At 67.0% G+C, this 18,171-nt stretch carries 19 protein-coding genes; 12 read left to right on the top strand and 7 right to left on the bottom strand.

The annotated features are described in order from the left end of the window. The 3 genes from ACX3O0_RS09205 to ACX3O0_RS09195 all read left to right on the top strand — a co-directional run bounded on the left by ACX3O0_RS09205 (position 1) and on the right by ACX3O0_RS09195 (position 2,951). Complete coding sequence (locus ACX3O0_RS09205) at positions 1–1,134, top strand: PIG-L family deacetylase (protein WP_459107531.1); 1,134 nt, start codon at positions 1–3, stop codon at positions 1,132–1,134. 39 nt (positions 1,135–1,173) lie between these two features. Continuing rightward, positions 1,174–1,506 carry a ferredoxin gene (gene fdxA / locus ACX3O0_RS09200; protein WP_459088147.1) on the top strand — a complete coding sequence of 111 codons (333 nt, stop codon included), beginning with the start codon at positions 1,174–1,176 and terminating at the stop codon, positions 1,504–1,506. A 143-nt stretch (positions 1,507–1,649) separates the two neighbouring features. After that, a complete protein-coding gene (locus tag ACX3O0_RS09195; protein WP_459107530.1) occupies positions 1,650–2,951 on the top strand; it encodes a citrate synthase in 1,302 nt (433 codons plus the stop codon). A gap of 354 nt (positions 2,952–3,305) precedes the next feature. Here ACX3O0_RS09195 and dapD read toward each other — a convergent pair whose 3' ends face one another. After that, positions 3,306–4,259 (bottom strand): 2,3,4,5-tetrahydropyridine-2,6-dicarboxylate N-succinyltransferase, encoded by a 954-nt coding sequence (gene dapD, locus ACX3O0_RS09190; protein WP_459107529.1) that lies wholly within the window; start codon positions 4,257–4,259, stop codon positions 3,306–3,308. A gap of 32 nt (positions 4,260–4,291) precedes the next feature. Between dapD and dapE the strand changes: the two genes are divergently transcribed. From dapE to ACX3O0_RS09160, 6 genes are all read left to right on the top strand, one after another. Then, on the top strand, positions 4,292–5,374 hold the full coding sequence (dapE, locus tag ACX3O0_RS09185) for a succinyl-diaminopimelate desuccinylase (RefSeq protein WP_459107528.1): 1,083 nt from the start codon (positions 4,292–4,294) through the stop codon (positions 5,372–5,374). Positions 5,375–5,491: 117 nt separating this feature from the next. Then, on the top strand, positions 5,492–6,703 hold the full coding sequence (locus tag ACX3O0_RS09180; protein ID WP_459107527.1) for a hypothetical protein: 1,212 nt from the start codon (positions 5,492–5,494) through the stop codon (positions 6,701–6,703). 82 nt (positions 6,704–6,785) lie between these two features. Further along, a complete protein-coding gene (locus ACX3O0_RS09175; RefSeq protein WP_459088137.1) occupies positions 6,786–6,959 on the top strand; it encodes a DUF3117 domain-containing protein in 174 nt (57 codons plus the stop codon). 87 nt (positions 6,960–7,046) lie between these two features. Beyond that, positions 7,047–8,258 carry a sensor histidine kinase gene (locus ACX3O0_RS09170; RefSeq protein WP_459107526.1) on the top strand — a complete coding sequence of 404 codons (1,212 nt, stop codon included), beginning with the start codon at positions 7,047–7,049 and terminating at the stop codon, positions 8,256–8,258. Continuing rightward, on the top strand, positions 8,246–8,905 hold the full coding sequence (locus tag ACX3O0_RS09165) for a LuxR C-terminal-related transcriptional regulator (protein WP_459107525.1): 660 nt from the start codon (positions 8,246–8,248) through the stop codon (positions 8,903–8,905). Before ACX3O0_RS09170 ends, ACX3O0_RS09165 begins: the two co-directional genes overlap by 13 nt. A 38-nt stretch (positions 8,906–8,943) precedes the next feature. Beyond that, a complete protein-coding gene (locus ACX3O0_RS09160; RefSeq protein WP_459107524.1) occupies positions 8,944–9,792 on the top strand; it encodes a DUF4097 family beta strand repeat-containing protein in 849 nt (282 codons plus the stop codon). A gap of 86 nt (positions 9,793–9,878) precedes the next feature. Here ACX3O0_RS09160 and ACX3O0_RS09155 read toward each other — a convergent pair whose 3' ends face one another. Continuing rightward, complete coding sequence (locus tag ACX3O0_RS09155) at positions 9,879–10,505, bottom strand: O-methyltransferase (RefSeq protein WP_459088129.1); 627 nt, start codon at positions 10,503–10,505, stop codon at positions 9,879–9,881. 64 nt (positions 10,506–10,569) lie between these two features. On the opposite strand from ACX3O0_RS09155, the gene ACX3O0_RS09150 reads away from it, so the two are divergent. Continuing rightward, a complete protein-coding gene (locus ACX3O0_RS09150) occupies positions 10,570–10,923 on the top strand; it encodes a sec-independent translocase (protein ID WP_459088127.1) in 354 nt (117 codons plus the stop codon). A gap of 9 nt (positions 10,924–10,932) precedes the next feature. Here the strand turns inward: ACX3O0_RS09150 and ACX3O0_RS09145 are convergent, their stop codons facing one another. Then, a complete protein-coding gene (locus ACX3O0_RS09145; protein ID WP_459107523.1) occupies positions 10,933–11,496 on the bottom strand; it encodes a hypothetical protein in 564 nt (187 codons plus the stop codon). Between the two features lie 46 nt (positions 11,497–11,542). Beyond that, positions 11,543–13,093, bottom strand: coding sequence for a succinic semialdehyde dehydrogenase (locus ACX3O0_RS09140; RefSeq protein ID WP_459107522.1), 1,551 nt, complete (start codon positions 13,091–13,093; stop codon positions 11,543–11,545). Positions 13,094–13,176: 83 nt separating this feature from the next. Here ACX3O0_RS09140 and ACX3O0_RS09135 point away from each other — a divergent pair, with 83 nt between their 5' ends. Continuing rightward, the gene (locus ACX3O0_RS09135) at positions 13,177–14,568 is read left to right on the top strand and encodes an MFS transporter (RefSeq protein WP_459107521.1); all 1,392 of its coding nucleotides are present in this window, start codon (positions 13,177–13,179) and stop codon (positions 14,566–14,568) included. 126 nt (positions 14,569–14,694) lie between these two features. On the opposite strand, the gene ACX3O0_RS09130 is transcribed toward ACX3O0_RS09135, so the two are convergent. Genes ACX3O0_RS09130 through ACX3O0_RS09120 form a run of 3 tightly spaced genes read right to left on the bottom strand, consistent with a single transcriptional unit; the run spans position 14,695 to position 17,618 of the window. Beyond that, the gene (locus tag ACX3O0_RS09130; RefSeq protein ID WP_459107520.1) at positions 14,695–15,828 is read right to left on the bottom strand and encodes an Mrp/NBP35 family ATP-binding protein; all 1,134 of its coding nucleotides are present in this window, start codon (positions 15,826–15,828) and stop codon (positions 14,695–14,697) included. Next, entirely contained in the window at positions 15,794–16,309 is a 516-nt protein-coding gene (locus ACX3O0_RS09125; RefSeq protein WP_459107519.1) for a DUF1003 domain-containing protein, read from the bottom strand. The genes ACX3O0_RS09130 and ACX3O0_RS09125 overlap by 35 nt, the downstream gene beginning before the upstream one ends. Beyond that, on the bottom strand, positions 16,293–17,618 hold the full coding sequence (locus tag ACX3O0_RS09120; protein ID WP_459088115.1) for a magnesium transporter MgtE N-terminal domain-containing protein: 1,326 nt from the start codon (positions 17,616–17,618) through the stop codon (positions 16,293–16,295). The genes ACX3O0_RS09125 and ACX3O0_RS09120 overlap by 17 nt, the downstream gene beginning before the upstream one ends. Positions 17,619–17,655: 37 nt before the next feature. Here ACX3O0_RS09120 and ACX3O0_RS09115 point away from each other — a divergent pair, with 37 nt between their 5' ends. Further along, the gene (locus tag ACX3O0_RS09115) at positions 17,656–18,153 is read left to right on the top strand and encodes a general stress protein (RefSeq protein WP_459088113.1); all 498 of its coding nucleotides are present in this window, start codon (positions 17,656–17,658) and stop codon (positions 18,151–18,153) included. Positions 18,154–18,171 lie beyond the last annotated feature (18 nt).

Below are 18,171 nucleotides of genomic sequence, written 5' to 3'. Positions count from 1 at the left end.
ATGCGCAGCATTTCCCGGCACGTACTGTTCGTGCATGCGCATCCGGATGATGAGACCATCGCCACCGGCGGAACCATCGCGACGCTGGTCGATGCCGGCATCGGTGTGACGGTGCTCACCTGCACCAGGGGTGAACGAGGCGAAGTGATCCCGCCGCACCTGGCACACCTCGAGGGTGATGGACCGAGCCTGGCCGAGCACCGTGTCGGCGAGCTGGCCGACGCGATGCGGGTGCTCGGCGTCACCGACCAGCGCTACCTGGGGGAGCCGGATGCCCGGCTTCTCGAACTGGAACCGCGCCGGTACCTCGACTCGGGCATGGTCTGGGGCGAGGCCGGGCCGGAACCGGTCACGGATCCCGATGAGGAGTCCCTCTGCGCGGCGCCGCTGGACGAAGTGGTGGGCGACATCGCATCCGTCATCGCCGACGTGCAGCCGAGCGCAGTGGTGAGCTATGACGCGAACGGCGGCTACGGGCATCCCGATCACGTGAGGGCGCACGACGCCGCCAGGGAGGCCGCCGCCGCCATGGCGGTCCCGTTCTTCCAGATCGAGTCGCCGGCCGCTGGGGCGCGGCCAGGAGGCTTCAGTGTCGACGTGAGCGCCGTGCTCGACCGGAAGACCCGGGCACTGCAGGCGCACCACACCCAGATCACGGTCGACGGCGGCCACTACGCGCTGTCGAGCGGCCCCAGCATGACGATACCGGCCGAGGAGTCGTACCGTCGGGTCGAGGCATCCGTGGTGCCGTTCAGGCAGCAGTCCCTGGGCTCGCGGGTGCTGGCCTGTGTCGTGTCGCTGGTGCTCGGCCTCGGCGTGGGACTGCTCGGCACCGTCACCCATCCGGCGACGATCACGGTGGCTGGTGCGGACCTGCCCACCGGCCTTGTTGCAGCGATGGTCGTGGTTGCCGCATTGATGGTGGGTTTGCGCCTGGTGTTCGGCAGCCGGGCCCCATCGACGTTCGCCGCACTCGGCCTGGTCGGGGTGCTGCTGGTTTTCGCCCAGCCCGGCCCCGGCGGTTCCGTCCTGATCCCGGCGAACGTGCCGGGCTACCTCTGGACGTTCGGCGTTCCGCTCATCGCGGCGCTGGTGATCGTGTGGCCCAGGCTCCACGTTCGGCCGGGCGGCTAAGCTGGGACTCCAGAGACCCGTTGTGGAAGGAACCTCCTCGTGACCTACGTCATTGCGCTGCCGTGCGTCGATGTCAAGGACCGTGCCTGTGTCGACGAGTGTCCGGTCGACTGCATTTACGAAGGCGACCGGATGCTGTACATCCATCCGGACGAATGCGTCGACTGCGGCGCGTGCGAACCGGTGTGCCCGGTCGAGGCGATCTTCTACGAAGATGACACCCCTGAGGTGTGGGCGGAGTATTACAAGGCGAACGTGGAGTTCTTCGACGACGTGGGCTCCCCGGGTGGGGCAGCCAAGGTGGGCATCATCCACAAGGACCATCCCATCGTCGCGGCACTGCCGCCGCAGTTGACTCCCGCAACCCCCTGAGCTCTTCGCGGTGGGTAGCTAGTTCTGTGGGTTGAGTAGCTCGCTCAGCGAGCGTGTCGAAACCGTTAGAGGTTTGCCCCAACAACTGGTGGCATCCTTTGGCGGTTGCGTCGATGACCCTTTCCCCCAATTAGGCTGTAGAGGTGAACGACGCTGCCAACTCCTCTGCCGACAAGGCCACCCTCACGTTTCCCGGTGGCTCCGCCGACTTCCCCATCCTGAGGGGAACCGACGGGGCGGACAGTATCGACCTGTCGTCGCTGACCAGGCAGACCGGCTACACGGCACTGGACAACGGCTTTGTGAACACCGCTTCGACGAAGAGTGCGATCACATTTATCGATGGCGACAAGGGCATCCTGCGCTACCGCGGCTACGCGATAGAAGACATCGCCAAGAAGTCCACCTACCTCGAGTCGGCCTGGCTGCTGATCCACGGTGAGTTGCCCACAGCATCCGAGTTGGCGGAATTCGAAGAGAAGGTGCGTCGCCACACCCTGCTGCACGAAGACCTGCGTAGTTTCTTCTCCGCACTGCCGCACGACGCGCACCCGATGTCTGTGTTGTCCAGCGCGGTGTCTGCGCTCTCGACCTATTACGAGGACTCGCTCGACGTGCACGATCCGGAGCAGGTGGAGATTTCGACCATCCGCCTTCTCGCCAAGCTGCCGACCATTGCCGCGTACGCACACAAGAAGAGCCTCGGTCACGCGTTCCTGTATCCGGACAACAGCCTGAGCTTCTCCGAGAACTTCCTGAAGATGAACTTCGGCAACATGGCGGAACCGTACGAGGTCGACCCGATCCTCGCCTCCGCGCTCGACCGCTTGCTCATCCTGCACGAGGACCACGAGCAGAATGCGTCGACGTCCACCGTGCGCTTGGTGGGGTCGACCGAGGCGAACCTGTTCGCATCCGTTTCCGCCGGCATCAATGCCCTCTACGGTCCGCTGCACGGCGGGGCGAACGAGGCCGTGCTGACGATGCTGGCCAAGATCCGCGACTCCGGCGAGGGCGTCGAACGCTTCGTGGAGCGGGTGAAGAACAAGGAAGACGGTATCCGCCTGATGGGCTTCGGCCACCGGGTCTACAAGAACTTCGACCCGCGCGCGACCCTGGTGAAGGAGAGCGCGCACGAGGTGCTCGCCGCGCTCGGTATCAAGGACGACCTGCTCGACCTCGCGCAGGAGCTCGAAGCAGTCGCACTCGCCGACGACTATTTCATTGAACGGAAGCTGTACCCCAACGTCGATTTCTACACCGGCGTGATCTACAAGGCCATGGGCTTCCCGACGCGGATGTTCACGGTCCTGTTCGCGATCGGCCGCCTTCCGGGCTGGATCGCCCATTGGCGCGAGATGAATGAGGATTCTACGACTAAGCTCGGCCGGCCTCAACAGCTTTATGTCGGTGCACCGGCAAGGGAGTGGCCGACCGGCCGCTAACCGGGCGTCCCCCGTTATGAGGTCGGTCTTGTACCCCAATTGTGGGCACAAATCGGCCTTCGGTCTTTCTGCGGATTGCGCGGACTGGCATAGTTGCACCACAGTTGTGCGCGGTTCGCCGCGCATGACGCTCCGCCGCCCCCGCGGAGGGCGCGTCTGGCCCGGCCCCCGCGGCCAGACGCGCCGCGCCTGCTTCTCGGCCTCCTGCTGCAGCGCTGTGCTTTCAGCGGAACGCTGCCGCATCCGTCCCCGCGATCCCCTGAAAAGGCCGCGCAGCGGGGTGGATTCGTCTCGGCGCGGAGTGCAGAGCGGCTAGCAGTGCGGTGTGTGCAGTGCGGTTTGTGCAGCGGCGGGCTAGTGCAGCGCGGCGTTGAGCTCGGCACCCGAGCCGGAGCGCGGGAGCACCTCGACGGCACCCGTCTGCGAGTTGCGGCGGAAGAGCAGGTTCGGCACACCGGACAGCGCCTCCGCCTTGACGGTGGTGCGGGCATCCGCCCCTTCTTGACCATCAGCACCGCCGATGACGACGACCTTCGTGCCGGCCGTCACGTACAGGCCGGCCTCGACGACCGAGTCGTCGCCGATCGAAATGCCGACGCCGGAGTTGGCGCCGAGCAGGGCGCGAGCCCCGATCGCCACCCGCTGCGTACCTCCGCCACTGAGCGTGCCCATGATGGATGCTCCGCCTCCGATGTCCGCGCCGTCACCGACCACGACACCCTGGGAGATGCGACCCTCCACCATGGAGGAGCCGAGCGTGCCGGCGTTGAAGTTGACGAAGCCCTCGTGCATCACCGTCGTGCCGGGAGAGAGATGCGCGCCGAGTCGCACGCGGGAGGCGTCGCCGATCCGCACACCGGCAGGGACGACGTAGTCGACCAGCCGCGGGAACTTGTCGACGCTGTGGGCGACGATTCCGGCGCGCTGCAGGGTCGGGCGCAGTCGCTCGAAGTCGGCGGCCAGCACCGGGCCGGCGTTCGTCCAGGCCACGTTCGCCAGCTGGCCGAAGACCCCGTCCAGATTGATGGTGTTCGGCTTCACCAGCAGGTGGCTGAGCAGGTGGAGCCGCAGGTAGGCATCCGGGGTGGAGGCTGGCGCCACATCCAGGTCGATGTCGACGGTCACGAATTCGACGGTCACGTTTCGCCGATCATCCGCCCCCGTCAGGGACTCCAGCTCGGCCGGCGCGATCCACGGGTCGATGGTCGTCGGCCGGGCGCCCAGTTGCGGAGCAGGAAACCAGGTGTCGAGCACGGTACCGTCGGCGGCGGTGGTGGCCAGTCCCTGGCCCCAGGCGGGTGAAGTCATGCCTCAAGGCTACCGACGAATAAACTCGGGGGATGTCTCCCACCGCGCCTCTCGACCTCGCCGGGTCATCCATCGACCTCACCCGTCAGCTGTGCGACATCGAGTCGGTGTCCGGCAACGAGACCGGGATAGCGGATGCGATTGAGGCCAGCCTTGCCGGATGCGCGCACCTGGAGGTCATCCGCGACGATGATGCGGTGATCGCCCGCACCAACCTGGGCCGGGCGCAGCGGGTGGTGATCGCCGGCCACATCGACACCGTTCCGCTCAACAACAACCTGCCGACGCGCTTCGAGACCATCGACGGCATCGACTACCTCTGGGGCCGCGGAACCGTGGACATGAAAGCCGGCGTCGCAGTGCAGCTGAAGCTCGCCGCCGAGCTGACGGCGCCATCCGTCGACGTGACCTGGATCTGGTACGACCACGAGGAGGTCGCCGAGTGGGAGAACGGCCTCGGCCGCGTCGCCCTGAACCGGCCCGACCTGATGCTGGGCGACTTCGCCATTCTGGGGGAGCCCACGCGGTCGGAGATCGAGGGCGGATGCAACGGCAACCTGCGCGTCGAGGTGCGCACCTTCGGCCTGCGGGCGCATTCGGCCAGGGCGTGGGTCGGGCACAACGCCATCCACGATGTGGCGCCGATCCTCGGGCTCCTGGCCGACTACCAGCCGCTGGAGGTGGAGGTCGATGGCCTCGTCTACCGCGAGGGGCTCAATGCGGTCGGCATCTCCGGGGGCATCGCCGGCAACATCATCCCGGACGAGTGCATGGTGCATATCAATTACCGTTTCGCCCCGAACAAGACGGCGGATGACGCCGAGCGCTACCTGCGGGAGGTTTTCGACGGCTACGACGTCACGGTCGTCGACAAGGCGGAGGGCGCGAGGCCGGGCCTCACAGCCCCGCTGGCGGCAGGATTCCTGGAAGCGGTCGGCGGGGTGGCCAAGCCGAAGTACGGGTGGACGGATGTCGCCCGCTTCTCTGCGCTGGGCGTCCCGGCGGTCAACTACGGACCGGGCGACCCCCTGAAGGCACACGCCGATGACGAACGCGTCGAGCTGACCCAGATCACCGATTGCGAGCGCGGCCTGCGTGCCTGGCTGACCGCCTGACCGAGTTGCAATAGTGCCCGTTCCGGAGAGAAGTGCCCGGCGGAACAGGCACTTCTCTCCGGAACGGGCACTTTCGCGGGACCTGAGGTACGGCAGCGGGTCCCTTAGGCTGGTCGCATGGTGAGCGACGGGCTGCTGAGACGGCCGGTCTCCCTCACCGTCTGGTACCGGCTCACCCCCTGGTGGGTGCGGGTGATCGCCATCTGGGTGGCGTCCCGCATCGTCACCACCGGCCTGCTGCTGTGGCTCGCCAGCCACCAGGCGAACAACGCCTGGACGGATGCCCAGCCGGACTACTTCTCGTTCGCCTCCCTCTGGGACGGCACCTGGTACTACGTCATCGCCGTCTCCGGGTACCCGTCGGAGTTGCCGGTCACCGCAGACGGGCACATCGCCGAGAACGCCTGGGCGTTCATGCCGGTCTACCCGATGTTCGTCCGTGGGCTGATGTTCGTGACCGGATTCTCCTGGCACGAGATGGCGGTGATCGTGTCGTTCGCCTTCTCGCTCGCGACCGCGATCGTCTTCTACAAACTGATGCGGCAGGTACTGCCTGAAGGCAACTCCCTCTTCGCGGTCGTGCTGCTCTGCGTCGCCCCGCTGACACCGATCACCCAGGTGGCGTATGCCGAGTCGATGCACGCGTTCCTGCTGACGGCCTCGCTCTACCTGCTGCTCAAGCGCCGGTACTGGACGCTGTTCCCTGTCGTCGCCATCATGGCGCTCACCCGTCCCACCGGACTGGCTTTCGCCCTCGCCCTCGCCCTGCACGTCGGGTATCGCTGGTTCACCCGGGATCGTGACCCGTTCCCGATGCGCCAGCGCTGGGCATCCGTCGGCCTCGCCTTCTTCAGCGGATTGATGGGGCTCGCCTGGCTGCTGATCGCCTGGGCGGTCACCGGCTCGCCCACCGCGTACACCGACACAGAACTGGCCTGGCGTGCACCATACATCGGCTACCAGGAGCTCATCCCGTTCACCGCGTGGCCGCAGGGGGCGGCATTCTGGTTCGGCGGCGCTCTCGGGCCGATCGTGCTGGGTATCGTCGCCGTCGGATTCATCCTGTTCATGGTCACCCCGTGGGTGCGCCGGCTCGGCTTCGACCTGCGGGCCTGGGTGATCAGCTACGTGCTGTACCTCGCAGCCGTGTTCTTCCCACAATCCAGCACCTTCCGGCTGCTGATGCCGATCTTCCCGCTGCTGGGAGCGCTCGCCGTACCGCGGTCCCGAATCTTCCGGATCGCCCTGGTGATCGCCTCGGTTGCCGGCCAGGTGCTGTGGCTGCACTGGTGCTGGTGGGTCGACGGATACGACTGGACGCCGCCGTAAGCGGATACCAGAAATCATCACGATTTATGGGATTGGCTCGCATACGGGATAATGGAAGGACATCCACGAAAGGGGACCACTCATGGCGGCCATGAAACCGAGGACCGGCGACGGACCAATGGAGGCTGTTAAGGAGGGTCGGCTCATTATTGTGCGTGTTCCGCTCGAAGGCGGTGGCCGCCTGGTCGTGTCGGTGAACGACGCAGAGGCGAAAGAGCTTCACGACGCGCTCGCAGGAGTCGTCGCGGGCAGGTAACCCCCGACCGATGCGGGGGTTAACCCCCGCCAGAATCGACTGCTGACCGGCTCACCCGGCTGGTACGGATGCCCGTACGGTGAACCTGTGAGAAATAAGCCAATCCGAAACCACGCTGCGTTCTTGTGGGCATCGACGATCGACCTCCTGATCGACTCGGTGCTCGCAACGCTGTGGTTCACCGTCATCATCACGCTGATCACCACCGGGATCTTCACCGTGCCGGCACTTGGCATCGGCATCATCCTGCTGCTCGCGGCCAGCGCGCTGACCAGGGCCAGCGGCTGGGTGGAGCGGCACCGGGCGATGGCACTCTACGAGGTGACCATCGCGCCGCCGGTTCGCCGGCAGACCAGGCAGACCGGTGGCATCCGCTATGTGGCCCAGGCGTTCGTCGACCTCGTCGACCCGGTGACCTGGCGTACCGTGCTGCACCACTTCCTCAGCATGCTGCTCGGGTCGTTGATGGTCGCGCTGTGGGGGCTCGGCATCCGCCTGGTCACGATCACGGAGGGCGGCTTCGCCTGGCTCGTCGGACTGGCCTTCCTGGCCGTCCTGCTCGGCTACATCTACTGGGCCGGCCGGCTCGACCGGCGGATGTCGGTGGCGTTGCTCGGCCCCAGCTCCAACGCCGTGCTGCTCGAGAAGGTGGACACCCTCGCGGATGCCCGTCAGGGCGCTGTCGACGCGGCCAGTATCGAGCGTCAGCGCATCGAGCGCAATCTGCATGACGGCGTGCAACCGCAACTTGTCTCCGTCGCGCTCACCCTGGGCATGGCGCGCAGCAAGTTCGACTCCGATCCTGAAGCGGCCAAAGCACTCCTCGAGCAGGCACACACCGAGGCGAAGGCGTCGATCACCGAACTGCGCCAACTGGCCAGGGGCATCCACCCGGCCGTGCTCACCGATCGCGGGCTGGACGCCGCCCTGTCGGCCGTCGCCTCCCGCTGCCTGGTCCCCACCACCATCTCAGTCACCGTTCCCGGGCGTGCGGCGCCCGAGGCCGAGGCGGTCATCTACTTCGCCGTCGCTGAGGCGCTCACCAACGTCGCCAAGCATTCCGCGGCATCCGAGTGCACGGTCACCGTCGTGCAGGAGGGGGCGGATGCCGAGGACTGCCGGCTGATCGCCCGCATCCGCGACAACGGAGTCGGCGGTGCCCACCTGGGCGACGGTCTCGGCCAGGGTGGCCTGGCCGGCATGCGCGACCGGGTGCGAGCTGCCGGCGGAACCATGCTCATCGAGTCTCCGAACGGCGGACCGACCCTCATCACCGTGGAGGTGCCATGCGCATCGTAATTGCCGAAGACTCCGTACTGCTGAAGGCGGGGATCGAGCGGCTGCTCAGCGACGCCGGCCACCAGGTGGTGGCGGCGGTCGAGAACGCGGAGGACCTGCTTCAAGCGGTCACCGAGTTCTCACCAGACCTCGCCATCGTCGACGTGCGGATGCCGCCCACGTACACCGATGAGGGCATCCGTGCGGCGGTACTCATCCGCGCCCAGAGTGCCGCGGTCGCCGTGTTGGTTCTCTCGCAATACGTCGAGGAGCGCTACGCCGGCGAGCTGATCGCCGACAACTCGAGCGGGCTCGGCTACCTGCTGAAGGACCGGGTGGCCGACGTCGACGAGTTTTTGGCAGCGGTCGCTGAGGTGGGCGCAGGTGGAACCGTTCTCGATCCAGAGGTGGTAGCCCAGATCGTCATCCGCTCCCGGCGGGGCGATGACCTGGGCGCGCTGACCACCCGGGAGCGAGGCGTGCTGCAGCTGATGGCTGAGGGACGCTCCAACAGTGCCATCGCCAAAGAACTGTTCATCGCCGAGGGCTCGGTCGAGAAGCACATCTCGGCCATCTTCGCCAAACTCGGCCTCCCGATCGAAGACAGCGGCAACCGCCGCGTGCTGGCGGTGCTGCGCTACCTGAACAGCCAGCCCGACCGCACCTGACCTACCCGAATCCCCAACTCACAGACCAAGGACAGAACATGACTACGCAAGACCAGACCGCGCCCTCCCCGGCACCCGCTCCCCGGCAGCCGAACACCCTCCGCACCGTGCTGCTGGTGGTCGGATCCATCGTGCTGGCGATCATCCTCGTCGGCACGGTTGCTCGGGTGGCGTTCTCACTGAACCGCGATGACACCTCCGGCACCTTCGCGGTCGAGGACGCCTTTGACACGGTCGAGCTCCGTACCAGCGCGGCCGACGTCAAGGTGCAGTACACCGACGTCGACGAGCCGCAGATCCGCTTCGACCAGGGCGGGACGAACCTGAGGCTCGACTACGAGGTCTCCGACGGCGTATTGAACGTTCGCGTCGGCCACCCCGGCTGGGGCTGGTGGGGCTGGGGCTTCGACGGCTGGGGCTGGAACGACGACGCGAAGGTGAACATCTCCCTCCCGGCCGCGATGGAACGCGACGGCATCCAACTGGCCATCGAGACCACCGCCGGCGACCTGAACCTGTCCGGCGACTACGGCGATGTGACGGTGGATTCGACGGCGGGCAACCTGCGGATGTCCGGGGCAACCGACGACCTGCAGATCTCCACGACGGCCGGCGACGTACGGCTGGACGATGTCGCGGTGAACGGGTCGTTCCGCAGTGAGAGCACCGCGGGCGACGGCACCTTCGAGTTCCGTTCGCTGCCCGACAGCATGGAGGTCACCTCCACTGCCGGTGACGTTCGGGTGGCGCTGCCGAGCGGCAGCTACCGCATCGAGACGGACACCACGGCCGGCGAGGTGCGGCAGAACGTGTCGAGCGACCAGAACTCCGACCGCGTCTACCGCTTCGAAACCACGGCCGGCAACATCGAGTTGAACGAGCGTTAGCCGCGGATGCGAGCTACTCAACCCGCAACTTCTGTGGGTTGAGTAGGTCGCGAAGCGACCGTATCGAAACCGCGCGCCACTTGCGGCTAGCGCTTCACCAGCTGAAGCAGGCCGTCGCCGACCGGTGAGAGCGAGCTGAGCACGGCATCCGATGCCGCCACCTCGTTCAACAGGGTGCGGAAGCCGGTGACCACATCGTCGCGTTTCACCGGGTCGGCGACGCGGTCGCGCCACAGCACGTGCGGCACCAGCACGGTGCCGCCCGGTCGCGCGAGGCGAAGACCGTGTTCGACGTTCTCGATGACCGACAACGGGTCGGCATCGACCAGGACGAGGTCGTAGGACTGCTCGTTCATGCGCGGGAGAACATCGTGCGTGCGACCGGTGATCAGCCGCACGCGATTCGCGGGCACGCCGGCGTCGCCGAACGACTTGCGGGCAGCCTGCTGGAAGTCGGGCTCGATGTCGATGGAGGTCAGCGTGGCCTGCGGTGCTCCGGCGAACAGCCACAGCGCGCTGACCCCGACGCCGGTACCGATCTCGATCACATTGCCGGCTGCGGATGCGGCGGCCAGCACGGCAATCGCGGCACCTGTCGCAGGGGAGACCGCTTCGACCCCGAACTCGATCGACTGCGCGCGGGCAGCCGAGATGGCATCGCTCTCGGAGACGAACTCTTCGGCGTACTTCCAGGCGGATTCCTTGTCAGGCACGGGCAACTCCTTGTTCCCCTCAACGATAGAGGTGATGACCTGTCTTACCGGTTAGCATGAACGAGTGTTCGGCCTGACTATCGACAAGATCCTCCTGATCGGAGTCATTGCCGTCTTCCTGCTCGGCCCGGATCGGCTTCCGCACTACGCCGCGCAACTGGCGAGGCTGACCAGGTCGCTGCGCGACATGGCGAACGGCGCCAAAGACCGGATGCGCGACGAGCTCGGCCCCGACTTCGACGACGTCGACTGGAAGAAGCTGGACCCCCGGCAATACGACCCGAGGCGCATCATCCGCGAGGCCTTGGTCGATGAGCCGGAGCCGGTGGTGAGGCCGGTGATCGAATCGGCGTACGCCAGGCGCAAGCGGCAGTTGGCCGAAGGCGCGCCGACCCCGTTCGACTCCGAGGCGACCTGACCGGTTCGGTCAGGCCGTCGTGGCGTGCTGCGGTTCCGGCTCGCTGTCGGCTTCGGCTTCTTCTGCCGCTGTCGAGCCTGCGGCTGTCGGCTCAGCGTCGACCGGCGGCTGCGTGGCGGCCGTAGGCGCCGGGATGTCATCGACGCGCTCGGAGAAGTCCGGTGCCGCTGGTGCCGCCGGGGCGGCAGCCTGCGTCGGACGACGACGGCGGAAGAGCACCAGGTGCACAACGTTGAGCACCACGAGGGCGACCAGCGCGAGGCCGAAGTCGTGCATGATGACCGGCACCAGGCTCATTTCCACGGGAATGTTCCCGGTGAAGAACATCACCAGGTGTGCACCCATGACGGCGACGCTCGCGCCGACGCTGAGGCTCAGCCGGTAGTGGCGGCGGCGCCTGGCGAAGGCGAGGTGGATCAGCAGGATGGTTCCCGCCCAGATCGCGTAGTAGATGCCGCTCAGGGCCATCAGGCTGTCCATGCCGAGGAGGGCGGAGAACGCACCGATGATGACGGCCAAGGTGGCGGTTATCGTGACGACGGCTTCCAGTCCCGCGCGAACCAGCTTGCTCATGTCGGGTGTCCTTTCCTTCGGGCAGAAAGACTTGGGTGAGCAGAGTTTAACCGCGACGGAACAACTTAAGTGCGAAAAGCAGCGCGATCATTACCCCAGTTAGGGTCGCAAACTCTTTTCCGAACCTCGGCAATTGCACCAATCCGGTGGCCTCGGCGATGGTGCGTGAGTCGACGAAACGCAGCAGGCCTTCCGGTCCGTTGCGGCGTCCGAGGCCCGACTGCTTCATTCCGCCCATCGGCGCATCGATGGAGGAGAAGCTGGCCCGGTAACCCTCGTTGATGTTGACACTGCCGGCGGCGAGCGCTGATGCGACGCGTCGTGCCCGCTTCCTGGAGGCACTGAAGACGGATGCGTTCAACCCGAAGTCGGAATCGTTCGCCGCAATGATGGCCTCCTCTTCGGTGTCGACGATCGTGATGGCGACCAGTGGCCCGAACGTCTCACCGCGTGCGCAGTCCATGTCGTCGGTCACTCCGGTGAGCACCGTCGGCTGGAAGAACAGCGGCCCGAGGTCTGGGCGCGGTTTGCCGCCGGTGAGTACGGTCGCGCCCTTGGTGACGGCGTCGTCGATATGGCGATTCACGTTGTCCATTTGGCTCGCCAGTGTGAGGGAGCCCACGTCTGTCGAGTGGTCGAACGCGCCCCCCTGCACGAGCGCGTCTGTTGCGGCAACGAACTCGCGGATGAAGGCATCCGCCACCGTGCGCTGAACGTAGATGCGCTCCATCGAGACGCACAGCTGGCCGAGGGCGGCGAAGCTCGCGTACACCGCGCTGCGGGCAGCCTTGCGAGGGTCGACGTCGTCCAGCACGATCATCGGGTTCTTACCGCCCAGCTCGAGCGATGCCCCGCGCAGGGCGGATGCTGCGCGCTCGGCAACCGAGCGACCGGTCGCCGTCGACCCGGTGAAGCAGACGTAGTCGGAGACATCATTGACCGCAGTGCCGATGACGGCACCATCTCCCGTGACGACCGCCCAGACCCCCTCGGGCACCCCGGCCTCAATGAACGCGCGCCGTGAGGCCAGGATGGTGAGCGCACCCTGATGGTCGGCCTTCTGCACGACGGCGTTGCCCGCGGCGAGGGCGGGGATGACATCCATGACGGACAGGCTGAGGGGGAAGTTCCACGGGGTGATGACGCCGACCAGGCCCTTCGGCCGATAGCCGACCCTGGTCTGGATGACGAACGGGATGCCGGCGCGACGACGGCGAGTGCGCAGGGTTCCGCGCGCCTTCACCGCGTAGTAACGGGTCGCGTTCGCGGCCTGGAAGACCTCCTCGAAGGCCTGCCCGCGGGTCTTCCCCGTCTCGGACTGCACCGCATCCAGCAGCAGTTCGCGCCGCTCCAGCAGCAGGTCGTGCGCTTTCAGCAGCACCGCCCGGCGATGCGCGAAGCCGGCATGGTGCCACGCAAGCTGGGCGAGTCGGGCGCGCGCCGCGGCATCCTCTACATCGCGAACTGTGCTCAGTGGGAGGTCGTGCAGCACCTCACCGGTGAAGGGGGCGACGACGGATGCTGTTGTGCCGCTCGACGCCGTCAGGTCACGGTCGAGGTCATCGGCGATGGCAGGCGGGATAAGGGAACCGGACATGGTGCTCATCCTAGGTGCAGCGTGCCCCGGCGCTCCGGGAGCGTCGGCTCCGGCAGCTGCATGACGTGCGCTACGCTCACGAAATGGTCAATGCGGACCCCACCCTCGATCCGACCCGGCCGGCGCCCGAGCCGCTCACCCGGACCACTGTCGCGCGCTACGCGCTCGGCTCACTCGGCACCGGCGGTTTCGCCACACTGCCGGGGCTGGTGCTGGTGTTCTACCTGACAGACACCCTCGGGGTCGCGGCGCTGGCCGCCGGCCTCATCGTCACTGCCGCCAAGGTCTGGGATGTGGTGATCGACCCGATCCTGGGGAGTCGAAGCGATCACGCTCAGGCGACCACCGGCACTCGTCGCCGGGGAATGGTGCTCGGCTCGTTGCTGCTGCCGGTCTTCTTCATCCTGACCTTCGCCGTGCCTGCTGGGATCGGGCCGCTGCTCTCCGGCCTGTGGGTGCTGGTGGCGTTCCTGCTGACCGCGACGGCGTTCAGCCTGTTCCAGGTGCCGTACATCGCCCTCCCCGCCGAGATCGCCGTCGGGTACGACCAGCGCACCCGCCTGCTGACCTGGCGCGTCGTCGTGCTCACGGTCGCGATCCTGCTGTTCGGCGCCGGAGGTCCGGCCCTGCGCGACATCACGGCTGACGAGAACCTCGGCTACCTGCTGATGGCGGTCGTCGCCGGGCTTGCAATCGGTGCCGGGATGCTCGGCTCGAGTTTTTCCGCACCGAAGATCGGCGCTCCGGCCGGCGCCCCGGTGGCTCGCGCTTCCATCGCCGCGCAGTACGCGGATGGTGCACGCATCCTGAAGCGGAGCGCCGCCTTCCGCGCACTGCTGCTGACCTTCGTGCTTCAGGGGCTGGCGACCGGGATGATGCTGGCCGGTGCCCAATACGTTGCCAAGTACGTGCTGCACAGCCAGGGCGCTGTCACCTTCCTGTTCCTCGCGCTGATCGCGCCCGCAGTGTTCTTCGCACCGGTGTGGCAGGCCGTCTCGCGCAGGGCGGGCAAAGAGCGCGGGTTCGCCCTCGCATCCGCCGTGTTTGCTCTCGCTGCCCTGTCGATGACGGCACTGATCTGGGCGCCGGGGGAGTGGGTCTACCTGCCGGTCGCTGTTGCCGGGGCCGCCTACGCCGGCATGCAGTCGCTTCCGATGGCAATGCTGCCGGACGTCATCTCCCACGATGCCGCCAGCCACGGGGACGGCCAGGCCGGCATTTTCGGCGGGGTGTGGACGGCGGGCGAGACCACCGGGATGGCGCTCGGTGCGACTGCGCTAACCGTCGTGCTCGCCGTCACCGGGTACGTGGCGACGACCGGCAGCGAGTTGGTGGAGCAGCCCGCCGCTGCGGTCGCAGGCATCGTCGTGAGCTTCAGCGTGGTGCCGGCGGTGCTGATCGGCGGGAGCTTGCTGTCACTGGCACGCTATCGCTTGCGGCGAGCCGACATCGACGATTCGCTTTCTGTGGGTTGAGTAGGCCCGCCAGGGCCGTAGTTCCCCTGAGTGGGCGCTTAGCGCCCGTATCGAAGGGTCGAAACCGTCGGCGTGCAAGGTTTCGATACGCGCGGGCGCGCTACTCAACCCGCAGTACGGGCCTGATCACCGCAGCGTGAGCGGCAGCTTGCGCCCGGCCAGGCCCCGACCGCGGGTGGCCAGCTGGGCGGCGATCGCGTCGATGGCGACAGCCGCAGCATCCGTGGGCCGCTCGAGCACGACCGGCCGTCCGGAGTCTCCGCCCTCGCGTAACGCGACGCTCAGGGGAACCGAACCGAGTACCGGAACCCCGAGCCGCCTGGCAACCTCCTCGCCGCCGCCGGTGCCGAACAGGTCGAGCACCGTGCCGTCATCCTGAACCAGTCCGGCCATGTTCTCCACGATGCCGAGCACCTGCTGGCCAGTCTGCCGGGCGACCAGCCCGCTTCGTTCGGCGACCTCCGCGGCGGCCGCCTGCGGTGTCGTCACCACGATGACCTCGGCCTGCGGCAGCAGCTGGCCGACCGAGATCGCCACGTCCCCGGTGCCGGGAGGCAGGTCGAGCAGCAGCACGTCGAGGTCGCCGAAGTACACATCGGTCAGGAACTGCTCGATGGTGCGGTGCAGCATCGGCCCGCGCCACGACACCGCCGTGCGCTCCTCCACGAACATGCCGATCGAGATCACCTTCACCTCGTGGGCGATCGGCGGCAGGATCATCTCGCCCACACGGGTGGGCTTCGCATCCGGTATGCCCAGGATGCCCGGAATCGAGAACCCGAAGACATCAGCGTCGATGAGCCCGACCTTCAGGCCCCGCGCCGCCAGCGCGACCGCCAGGTTGGCGGTGAGGGTGGACTTGCCGACACCACCCTTGCCGCTGGTGACCGTGAAGATGTGGGTGAGCGAGTCCGGCCCGAACTGCATCACCCGCCCGGTGCCGCGCAGCTTCTCGGTGAGGGCGCGGCGCTCCTCCTTGGTCATGATGGTCACGTCGACCGCGGTGCTCGTGACGCCGGGCACGCCGGCGACAGCATCCAGGACGTCCCGTTCGATGGTGTCCGCCGCGGGGCATCCGATGATCGTCAGCTTGATACCCACCGTGGCGGCACCGTCCGCGCCGACCGCGATGGAGCCCACCATGTCGAGGTCGGTGATCGGCTTGCGGATCTCCGGGTCGATGACGCGGGTGAGGGCGCGGTGGATGAGCGTGGGTAGATCCTGGTCAGTCAACCCGATCAGGGTCCTTGTCGGCGTCATCCCTGTTCAGCTCTTCGAGCAGTGCCCGAAGTTCAGCGCGGATGAAGTCCTTGCTGGCGACATCCTTCATCGCCAGGCGCAGCGCCACCACCTCGCGGGCCAGGTACTCGGTGTCGTTCAGGTTGCGTTCGGCACGCTGGCGATCCTGTTCGATCTGCACCCGGTCGCGGTCGTCCTGCCGGTTCTGCGCGAGCAGGATCATCGGGGCCGCATACGACGCCTGAAGCGACAGGATGAGGGTGAGCAGCGTGTAGTTGAGCGCGCGCGGGTCGAACTGCGCCTCTTCGGGCGCCCACGTGTTGTAGGTCAGCCAGGCGACGCAGAACAGGGTCATGCCGACCAGGAACCACGGCGTGCCCATCCCGCGGGCGAACGCCTCCGAGAAGCGGCCCATGCGGTCCTTGCGCCCACCGAGGAACGGGACGAACGACGTCCTCAGGCCCTTGGGCGAATCCAGTCCTCGATCAGTTCGGCGTGCCACTGACGTTCCTCCTTCCGGTGGGGATGATTATCGGCTGCGGGCGGGTGTCGGCTGAAACCGTCACAACGCCGGGTTCATCGTCGTGACTTCGCCAGTCGTCTGGCAGCAGATAATCGAGGACATCGTCAATTGTCACCACCCCGACCAGTCGGTGGTTCTCGTCGACGACCGGGACGGACACCAGGTCGTAGGTGGCGAGGATGCGCGCGACCTCGGCCGCTGAGGCGTCATCCTGGACCGGTTCGAGCTTGAGGTCGAGCAGCGTGCCCAGGCGTTCGTTCGGCGGGTACCGCAGCATCCGCTGGAAATGCACCATGCCGAGGAATCGGCCGGTCGGTGGCTCGTACGGCGGGAGGGTGACGCAGATAGCAGCGCCCAGCGCCGGCGCGGTCTCGTGGCGGCGGATCAGGGCGAGGCCCTCGGCCACCGTCGCGTCGGCGGAGACGATGATCGGGTCGGTGGTCATCAGGCCGCCGGCGGTGTCCGGCTCGTAGAGCAGCAGCATCCGCACGTCTTCGGCCTCTTTGGGCTGCATCAGCTCGAGCAGGGCCTCCCGGCGCTCCTGGGAAAGCTGGGCGATCAGGTCGGCCGCGTCATCCGGCTGCATCTGGTCGAGCACGTCGGCGGCGCGGTCGTCTTCGAGCTGGTTCAGGATGCCCACCTGCTCGATTTCGGGCATCTCCTCCAGGACGTCGGCCAGGCGCTCGTCGCTCAGCTCTTCTGCGACCTCCAGCATCCGCTGCTCCGGCAGGTCGAGCAGGGTGTTGGCGAGGTCGGCGGGAAGCAGGTCTTCGTAGGTGGCCAGCAGTTGGGCGGCCGACTGGGCCTCGCCACCTGCGGTGTCCTCCCGAACGGATGCCCACCGGGCGAACATGGTGTGGCCTTTCGCGAAGGGGGAGGCGCTGGTCTTGGGCCGGCGGAGGAACAGCTCGGACACCTGCCACTCGCCAGGGCCGTTCTGCTCGATGGCGACGTCCTCGATGGTGGCCGTGCCGGAGCCGTCGACCAGGCTCACCTTGCGGCCGAGAACCTCCGCGATCACGCGCACCTCGCCGCCGCGCTGCTCGAAACGGCGCAGGTTGATCAGGCCGGTCGTGATGATCTGGCCTGAGCCGATGCTGGTGACCCGTCCGATGGACAGGAACACGTGGCGGCGACCGGAAACCTCGACGATCAATCCGACAACGCGAGGCGACTGTTTGGCGCGGTAGACGACCAGGACATCGCGTACCCGGCCGACCTTGTCGCCGGCGGGGTCGAAAACGGAGCACCCGGCCAAGCGGGCGACGAAGACTCTGGTCGCGCTCACACTAACAACCCTAGCCGCCGCATGGGAGAATGGCCTGGTGAGCAACCAGAGTCCTTTTTCGCGTCGTGGTCAGGTATTTCCGAGCCTCCCCAAGGGTGAGGTGCTGGGAACCTACGACACCTACCTCGAGGCGCAGGCGGTCGTCGACCGGTTGTCGAAGGCCGAGTTCCCGGTCAAGCAACTGGCGATCGTCGGCAACGACCTGAAGACGGTCGAACGGGTCACCGGCAAGCTGACCTATGCACGCGCGGCAGGGGCGGGTGCCGCCAGCGGCGCCTGGTTCGGCCTCTTCTTCGGGCTCATCCTGTTCCTGTTCACCAGCAACCCGAACTCCCTCGCGTTCGTCGGGGCTGCGGTGCTTATCGGTGCCGGTTTCGGAATGATCTTCGGCATCGTCAGCTACACGATGAGCCGTCGTCGCCGGGACTTCACCTCGATCCACCAGGTGCTGGCCAGCAACTATCAGATCATCATCGATCCGGGCCAGCTGGTGCGGGCGCAGGAACTGCTGGCCCGCCCGGCGCCCACCGAGTAGCCGGCCGCCACCGGGGCG

Source organism: Homoserinimonas sp. A447, from assembly GCF_054489325.1.
Note: the sequence above shows the minus strand (reverse complement) of the source record. Positions and strands in the feature narration are given on the sequence as shown.

Coding starts and splice junctions, on each gene's coding strand:
- dapE (WP_459107528.1), top strand. CDS start 4,292: ATGTCTCCCACCGCGCCTCTCGACCTCGCCGGGTCATCCATCGACCTC.
- ACX3O0_RS09175 (WP_459088137.1), top strand. CDS start 6,786: ATGGCGGCCATGAAACCGAGGACCGGCGACGGACCAATGGAGGCTGTT.
- ACX3O0_RS09130 (WP_459107520.1), bottom strand. CDS start 15,828: ATGACGCCGACAAGGACCCTGATCGGGTTGACTGACCAGGATCTACCC.
- ACX3O0_RS09165 (WP_459107525.1), top strand. CDS start 8,246: ATGCGCATCGTAATTGCCGAAGACTCCGTACTGCTGAAGGCGGGGATC.
- ACX3O0_RS09140 (WP_459107522.1), bottom strand. CDS start 13,093: ATGTCCGGTTCCCTTATCCCGCCTGCCATCGCCGATGACCTCGACCGT.
- ACX3O0_RS09160 (WP_459107524.1), top strand. CDS start 8,944: ATGACTACGCAAGACCAGACCGCGCCCTCCCCGGCACCCGCTCCCCGG.
- ACX3O0_RS09180 (WP_459107527.1), top strand. CDS start 5,492: ATGGTGAGCGACGGGCTGCTGAGACGGCCGGTCTCCCTCACCGTCTGG.
- ACX3O0_RS09135 (WP_459107521.1), top strand. CDS start 13,177: ATGGTCAATGCGGACCCCACCCTCGATCCGACCCGGCCGGCGCCCGAG.
- ACX3O0_RS09145 (WP_459107523.1), bottom strand. CDS start 11,496: ATGAGCAAGCTGGTTCGCGCGGGACTGGAAGCCGTCGTCACGATAACC.
- ACX3O0_RS09205 (WP_459107531.1), top strand. CDS start 1: ATGCGCAGCATTTCCCGGCACGTACTGTTCGTGCATGCGCATCCGGAT.
- dapD (WP_459107529.1), bottom strand. CDS start 4,259: ATGACTTCACCCGCCTGGGGCCAGGGACTGGCCACCACCGCCGCCGAC.